Origin of the sequence: Amaricoccus sp. (assembly GCF_017995835.1) — a bacterium.
Lineage (GTDB): Bacteria > Pseudomonadota > Alphaproteobacteria > Rhodobacterales > Rhodobacteraceae > Amaricoccus.
Window position 1 is genome coordinate 29,421 of record NZ_JAGOID010000021.1, and the last position, 6,797, is coordinate 36,217.

Annotated in this window: 6 protein-coding genes, 1 tRNA gene and 2 pseudogenes; 4 read left to right on the forward strand and 5 right to left on the reverse strand. The window is 69.4% G+C overall.

The features are described 5' to 3' along the window. Nucleotides 1–49: 49 nt before the first annotated feature. From KBA23_RS05540 to KBA23_RS05550, 3 genes are all read right to left on the reverse strand, one after another. Nucleotides 50–1,117: an SGNH/GDSL hydrolase family protein gene (locus KBA23_RS05540; RefSeq protein ID WP_290737695.1), complete on the reverse strand. Its 1,068-nt coding sequence runs from the start codon at nucleotides 1,115–1,117 to the stop codon at nucleotides 50–52. A gap of 81 nt (nucleotides 1,118–1,198) precedes the next feature. Continuing rightward, nucleotides 1,199–2,200 (reverse strand): SGNH/GDSL hydrolase family protein, encoded by a 1,002-nt coding sequence (locus KBA23_RS05545; protein ID WP_290737698.1) that lies wholly within the window; start codon nucleotides 2,198–2,200, stop codon nucleotides 1,199–1,201. 130 nt (nucleotides 2,201–2,330) lie between these two features. Further along, nucleotides 2,331–3,383: an SGNH/GDSL hydrolase family protein gene (locus KBA23_RS05550; RefSeq protein ID WP_290737701.1), complete on the reverse strand. Its 1,053-nt coding sequence runs from the start codon at nucleotides 3,381–3,383 to the stop codon at nucleotides 2,331–2,333. A 154-nt stretch (nucleotides 3,384–3,537) separates the two neighbouring features. Here KBA23_RS05550 and KBA23_RS05555 point away from each other — a divergent pair, with 154 nt between their 5' ends. Next, complete coding sequence (locus KBA23_RS05555; RefSeq protein ID WP_290737704.1) at nucleotides 3,538–4,965, forward strand: sodium:alanine symporter family protein; 1,428 nt, start codon at nucleotides 3,538–3,540, stop codon at nucleotides 4,963–4,965. 66 nt (nucleotides 4,966–5,031) lie between these two features. On the opposite strand, the gene KBA23_RS05560 is transcribed toward KBA23_RS05555, so the two are convergent. Next, nucleotides 5,032–5,115 (reverse strand) — tRNA-OTHER (locus KBA23_RS05560). On the opposite strand from KBA23_RS05560, the pseudogene selD reads away from it, so the two are divergent. The 3 genes and pseudogenes from selD to KBA23_RS05575 all read left to right on the forward strand — a co-directional run. Continuing rightward, a pseudogene (selD, locus tag KBA23_RS05565) lies at nucleotides 5,113–5,478 on the forward strand (selenide, water dikinase SelD); the annotation flags it as partial. The gene KBA23_RS05560 and the pseudogene selD sit on opposite strands and share 3 nt — an antisense overlap. A gap of 85 nt (nucleotides 5,479–5,563) precedes the next feature. Beyond that, entirely contained in the window at nucleotides 5,564–6,307 is a 744-nt protein-coding gene (locus tag KBA23_RS05570) for a fumarylacetoacetate hydrolase family protein (RefSeq protein WP_290737707.1), read from the forward strand. 56 nt (nucleotides 6,308–6,363) lie between these two features. Next, nucleotides 6,364–6,558 carry a hypothetical protein gene (locus tag KBA23_RS05575; protein ID WP_290737710.1) on the forward strand — a complete coding sequence of 65 codons (195 nt, stop codon included), beginning with the start codon at nucleotides 6,364–6,366 and terminating at the stop codon, nucleotides 6,556–6,558. Nucleotides 6,559–6,611: 53 nt separating this feature from the next. Here the strand turns inward: KBA23_RS05575 and KBA23_RS05580 are convergent. Further along, nucleotides 6,612–6,797 (reverse strand): annotated as a pseudogene (locus tag KBA23_RS05580) (ISAs1 family transposase); the annotation flags it as partial.

Here is a 6,797-nt window from a genome sequence, read left to right on the forward strand (position 1 = left end):
GCAGGGTCGCGAAAACGAGGACCGCGGACCTCGCGGCCCGCGGCGCGGCTCACATAGCGTTTTCGGAGGCGGATGGGAAGGTGCGACGATTCGTGCGCCGTCGCGCCGCCAGCCCGAGGGCGCCGAGGCCGCCGAGCAGCAGCAGCGCCGGGGCCGGCAGCGGCACCGGCGCTGCGACGACCGGGGACGCCGACGCGGCGACGACGGGGGACGTCGGCCGGGCGCCGTCGAGCAGCGCCATGAGGGCGGGCGGCGGCGCGAGCAGGTCGATCACGTGATCGGCGAGGATCCGGTGCAGGGCCGCGCTCGGGTGGATGCGGTCGGCGAAGGCGGTCACCCGCGCCTGGGCTGTGGTGCAACGGTCTCGCCCGCTGCGGATGCAGGGCGTCGTCAGGTTCTCGATGCCGTAGCTCGACGGGTTGGCGAAGACGTCGCCGAAGAGCCCGAAGACGTCGACCTCGACCACCTCCATGCCGCGGCCCCGCAACTGGTCGATGCGGGTGGAAAGGCGGTCGTTGTAGGCGACGCTGCCGTTTCGCGCCGAGTTGCGGGTGGCCGCGCCGGCGCCGGCGTAGCGCGGCAAGTCGGCGAGGTTGGGCATGTTGAAGAGCATGACCGAATTGAAGCCGTTGCGCTGCAACACCTTGGCGGTGTCGAACACCCGGTCGGCGGCGCTATGGGCGACGTTGCGGATGTTGTCGCGACCCACCCGGGGGAGCAGGTCGTTGATGCCCATCCAGACGACCCCGAGGTCGGTCGGGCGGGCGGAGACCTGGTCCAACAGCATCCCGCGCTGGGCCAGCAGATCGGGTCTGAGGTCGCGGTCGCCGATCGCCTTGGCGTTGCCATAGGCGAAGGTGCGGGCGCGACCGCCGTCGGCGCGGACGGCCGCGGCGACATGGTCGTACCAGATATTGCCGTTCGAGAACCGCAGCGGGTTGTAGGGCGGGCTCACCGGGACGGCGCCTTGCGTCAGCGCACGGGTGTTGCCGACGTCGCTGAGGCTGTCGCCCATCACGTGGATTCTGCCGAACCGAACCGTCGACGCAGCGGCGGGCGCGGCCATGGCGAATGCGACGATAGAGGCCAGAACAAGGCCGTTGAGCATGCGTGTCATCACGCGGTCCCCTCTTAAGCAACGAATCTCCATCTTACGCAGAGTAACCCGCCCGACCGGCGAGCAACACCGCGAAATCGACTAACCATGCGAAATTGCGCGGAAATTCGGCCGCCGTCGCGCCGCCAGCCCAAGCGCGCCCAGGCCGGCGATGAGCAGGAGCGCCGGGGCCGGCAGCGGCACCGGCGCTGCGACGACCGGGGACGCCGACGCGGCGACGACGGGGGGCGTCGGCCGGGCGCCGTCGAGCAGCGCCATAAGGGCGGGCGGCGGCGCGAGCAGGTCGAGCACGTGATCGGCGAGGATCTTGTGCAGGGCCGCGCTCGGGTGGATGCGGTCGGCGAAGGCGGCCACCTGCGCCTGGGCCGCGCTGCAACGATCGCGCCCGCTGCGGATGCAGGGCGTCGTCAGGTTCTCGATGCCGTAGCTCGACGGGTTGGCGAAGACGTCGCCGAAAAGCCCGAAGACGTCGACCTCGACCACCTCCATGCCGCGGCCTCGCAACTCGTCGATGCGGGTGGAAAGGCGGTCGTTGTAGGCGACGCTGCCGTTCAGCGCCGAGGTGCGGGTGGCCGCGCTGGCGCCGGCGTAGCGCGGCAAGTCGGCGAGGTTGGGCATGTTGAACAGCATCACCGAGTTGAAGCCGTTGCGCTGCAACTCCCGGGCCGTGTCGAACACTCGGTCGGCGGCGTTGCTGGCGACTGTGCCGATGTTGGCGCGACCGACCCGGCCGAGCACGTCGTTGGTGCCCATCCAGACGACCCCGAGGTCGGTCGGGCCGGGGGAGACCTGGCCCAGCAGCATCCTGCGCTGGGCCAGCAGGTCGGGCCTGCCGTCGCTGTTGCCGACCGCCCTGGCGTTTCCATAGGCGAAGTTGCTGGCGCGACCGCCGTCGGCGCGGACGGCCGCGGCGACATGGTCGTACCAGATGTCGCCGTTCGAAAACCGCAGCGGGTTGTAGGGCGGGCTCACGGGGACGGCGCCGAGCGTCAGCGCGTGGGTGTTGCCGACGTCGCTGAGGCTGTCTCCCATCACGTGAACCCCGCCGAACCGAACCGTCGACGCGGCGGCCGGCGAGACCATGGAGAATCCAATAGTCGCAGCCAAAACAAGGCCGCTAAGCGTGCGTGTCATCCCCCGGTCCCCACTCAATACCGAATCTACCCTGTTCGAGCATAGCCCGCCGGAACGGCGAATAACATCGCGAAATCGATTAACGCCGCGAAATGGCGCGGAGATTCGTGCGCCGTCGCGCCGCCAGCCCGAGCGCGCCGAGGCCGCCGAGCAGCAGCAGCGCCGGGGCCGGCAGCGGCACCGGCGCCGCGACGACCGCGGGTGCGGACGCGGCGACGACGGGGGCCGTCGGCCGGGCGCCGTCGAGCAGCGCCATGAAGGCGGGCGGCGGCGCGAGCAGGTCGAGCACGCGATCGGCGAGGATCCGGTGCAGGGCCGCGCTCGGATGGATGTCGTCGGCGAAGGCGGTCACGCGCGCCTGGGTCGTGGTGCAACGGTCGCGCCCGCCACGGATGCAGGGCGTGGTCAGATTCTCGATGCCGTAGCTCGACGGGTTGGCGACGACGTCGCCGAAGAGCCCGAAGACGTCGACCTCGACCACCTCCATGCCGCGGCCACGCAGCTGGTCGGCGCGACCGGCGAGGCGGTCGTTGTAGGCGACGCTGCCGTTCCTCGCCGAGTTGCGGGCGGACGCGCTGGCGCCGGCATAGCGGGGAATGTCGGCGAGGTTGGGCATGTTGAACAGCATCACGGAATTGAAGCCGTTGCGCTGCAACGCCCGGGCGGCGTCGAACACCTGATCGGCGGCGTTGCGGGCGACGTTGCGGATGTTGTCGCGACCCACGCGGGCGAGCAGGTCGTTGCCGCCCATCCAGACGACCCCGAGGTCGGTCGGGCGGGGGTCGACCCGATCGACCAGCCGGCGGCGCTGGTCCTGCAGGTCGGGGATCAGGTCGCGGTCGCCGATCGCCTTCGCGCCGCCATAGGCGAAGTTGCGGGCGCGGCCGCCGTCGGCGCGGACGGCCGCGGCGACATGGTCGTACCAGATCTGGCCGTTCGAGAACCGCAGCCGGTCGTAGGGCGGGCTCGTCGGGAGGACGCCGAGCGTCAGCGCGTGCGTGTTGCCGACGTCGCTGAGACTGTCGCCGATCACGTAGAAGCCGCCGAACCGAACCGTCGCCGACGAGGCCGGCGCGGCCATGGCGAGGCCAACAATCGCGGCCAGAGCAAGGCGATCGAGCGTGCGCGTCATCCTTCTGTCCCCCTGAGAGCGGCGGCTCCTCTTCGCCGCAGGGTAACCCGTCCCGGCGGCGATTCACATCGTGCAATGTCGCGCGAACCCGCACGCGATACTTGTGAACCGCGACGGGCGCCCTCATCATGCGGCCGGGCGGATCGGAGGCGAAATGAACGCGATCATCGACTTCCTCAACAACATCTTCTGGGGATACGTGCTGATCTACGGCCTGCTGGCCGTCGGCGTCTACTTCACCATCCGCTTGCGCTTTCAGCAGATCCTGCACTTCTCCGAGATGTTCCGCGTCGTGACCAGCGCGCCCGATACGGACAAGGAGGGCATCTCGCCCTTCCAGGCGCTCTGCACCTCGCTGGCGTCGCGGGTGGGAACCGGCAACATCGCCGGGGTCGCGGTGGCGCTGAACCTCGGGGGGCCCGGCGCGATCTTCTGGATGTGGATGGTTGCGCTCGTCGGCATGGCGACCGCCTATTCCGAATCAACGCTCGCCCAGCTCTACAAGGTCCACGACAGAGAAGGAGGCAGCGGCGTCTACCGCGGCGGCCCGGCCTTCTACATCGCGCGCGGGCTCGGGATGCCCTGGCTCGGCGCGGTCTTCTCGGTCTGCCTCATCCTCTCCTTCGGCCTCGTCTTCAACGCGGTCCAGGCGAACTCGATCGCCGACGCGATGGTCGGCGCCTTCGGCGTTCCCAAGCTCGCCACCGGCCTCGCCCTCGCCGTGCTGACCGCCATCGTCATCTTCGGCGGCATCCGCCAGATCGCGACGGTCGCCGAGTACGTCGTGCCGTTCATGGCCGGCGGCTATCTCCTCGTCGCGCTGATCGTGCTCGTGATGAACATCGGCGAGGTTCCCGCCATGCTCGGGCATATCTTCGCCAACGCCTTCGGCTTTGCCGAGGTCGGTGGCGGCGTCGCCGGCGGCGTCGCGGCGGCGATGATGAACGGGGTGAAGCGCGGCCTGTTCTCGAACGAGGCCGGCATGGGCTCGGCCCCGAACATCGCCGCGGCGGCGACCCCGGTGCCGCACCACCCCTCCAGCCAGGGCCTCGTGCAGGCGCTCGGCGTGTTCATCGACACGATCCTCATCTGCTCGTGCACTGCGCTGATGATTCTGCTCTCGGGGGTCTACGTCCCCGGCGGCGAGTTGACGGGAACCCAGCTCACCCAGTCCGCGCTCGCCGAGCACATCGGCTGGATCGGGCCCTACTTCGTCGCGATCGCGATCTTCTTCTTCGCGTTCACGTCCATCATCGGCAACTACTCCTACTCCGAGATGGCGATGACCTTCCTGCACGTCGGCACGCCGACCGGCCTCATGGCGCTGCGGATCGTCGTGCTCGTGATGGTGGTCTGGGGATCGCTGCAAGCGGTGGCGACGGTGTTCAACACCGCCGACGCCTCGATGGGGCTGATGGCGACGATCAACCTCGTCGCGATCGTCCTGCTCTCCGGGACGGTGGTGAAACTGACGCGGGACTACTTCGGCCAGCGGGCGAAGGGACTCGAGCCGCGCTTCCACGGCAAGGACTATCCCGAACTCGGCGACAGCGTCGACCACACCATCTGGACCCGCGACTGAAATCGAACGGTCCGCGGCGCCCCGACATCCGGGCGCCGCGGACCGGGGATGCGTTCCCGACCTTCATGGCGGAAGCGGAAGGAGTCGAACCCACCGGAGGGCCAGACACCCGCCGAAGTCCGGGCGCCCCACCGGGGACGTTGCTCTTCCTTGGTCGCCACCACGGATTTCTTCATGCCCATCGTCGACGATCCCGGCGATTTCGGCCGCATCGCCGCCACCAACGCGCTGTCGGACGTCTACGCCATGGGCGGGCGTCCCATCATGGCGCTGGCGATCATCGGGATGCCGATCGACGCGCTCTCGCACGAGACCATCGCCGCGATCCTCGCGGGCGGCGCGGCCGCCTGTCGCGCCGCCGGCGTGCCGGTCGCCGGCGGCCACGGCATCGACTCGGTCGAGGCGATCTACGGCCTCGTCGCCCTCGGCCCCGTCCACCCCGACCCGGTGCGCCGCAACGCGGCGGCGCGGCCGGGCGACGTGCTCGTGCTCGGCAAGCCGCTCGGCCCCGGCTTCTTCGGCCGGCGAATGCATGATAGCCCGGATCGTCAGGGGGCGTGCATGTGCGACCCTGACGCAATCGGGGAGGGAGGCATCCATGAACGCACCGGCAGAGGGCCCCGGCCTTGTCATTGCGCCGTCGCCGCGACCGAGCATCGCCGTCACCGGCACGAGCGATCGCTGGCCGGTCCGGCGGATCTACTGCGTCGGGCGCAACTACGTCGCGCATGTCGAGGAGATGGGGAACGACGTGCGCAACCCGCCGATCTTCTTCCAGAAGCCCGCCGACGCCGTCGTCGCCTCCGGCGCGACCATCGCCTACCCGACCGTCACCGAGAACCTCCACCACGAGGTCGAACTCGTGCTCGCGATCGGCGCGGGCGGGCTGAACATCCCCGAAGCCGCCGCGCTCGACCACGTCTGGGGCTATGCCGTCGGGCTCGACATGACCCGCCGCGACCTCCAGGGCGGCGGCAAGCCCTGGGAGATCGCCAAGTCCTTCGACCAGTCCTTCCCGGTCGGCGCCATCACCCCGACGCGCGACTCGGGCCCCATGACAGCGGGACGCATCCGGCTGACGGTCAACGGCGAGACCCGGCAGGACAGCGACCTGTCGCTGCTGATCTGGAAGCTGCCCGAGATCGTCGCGCGCCTCTCCGCCTATTTCGAACTCCAGCCCGGCGACGTCATCCTGACCGGCACCCCGCACGGCGTCGGCCCGGTCGGGCCGGGCGACAGGCTCGTCGCCACCATCGACGGCCTCTCCCCCCTCGAGGTGACGATCGGCGAGCGCGCGGGCGGGTGGTGTCGCGGAGGTGGTGGGAATTGGTCGGCGGCGTAATCTCCGGGTGCGACGAAGCAGCGATCGGCGGCTGGCGCCGCCAAGGAGATCACGCCATGAAGGAACGTACCGAGACCTCGCGGTTCGCGCTACTGGCCAGCGATGACGGCTTCGACCCTCTGGAAGACGGGGTGCGGCGGCGGATTCGCCGCTTCGTCGAGGAGATCATCGCAAGTCACCTCCATCCTGGTGACTACCCGACAGATCCACTTCGCTACGGTTGTCATCCCAAACCGCCTGCGGTCTCTTGAATCACCTTGGGGCGCGGGCTGAGCGCGGGCAGGGGAATCGGGTGAGTTGAGGTTCATGAGATAAGGCTGACGAGGAATTGCTCGTTCCATCCGGCCTTCAATCGTTTGGTTGTCATGGACAGTTTGGCTGGATGACGCCGCAGCAGGTTGTGGGCGATGTGTTTGACGGTGGTGAAGTTGGCCGGGGCATGCTCGGTTCGGACCCGGCATTCGTCGTCTCTGAAGACGCAGTCCAACAG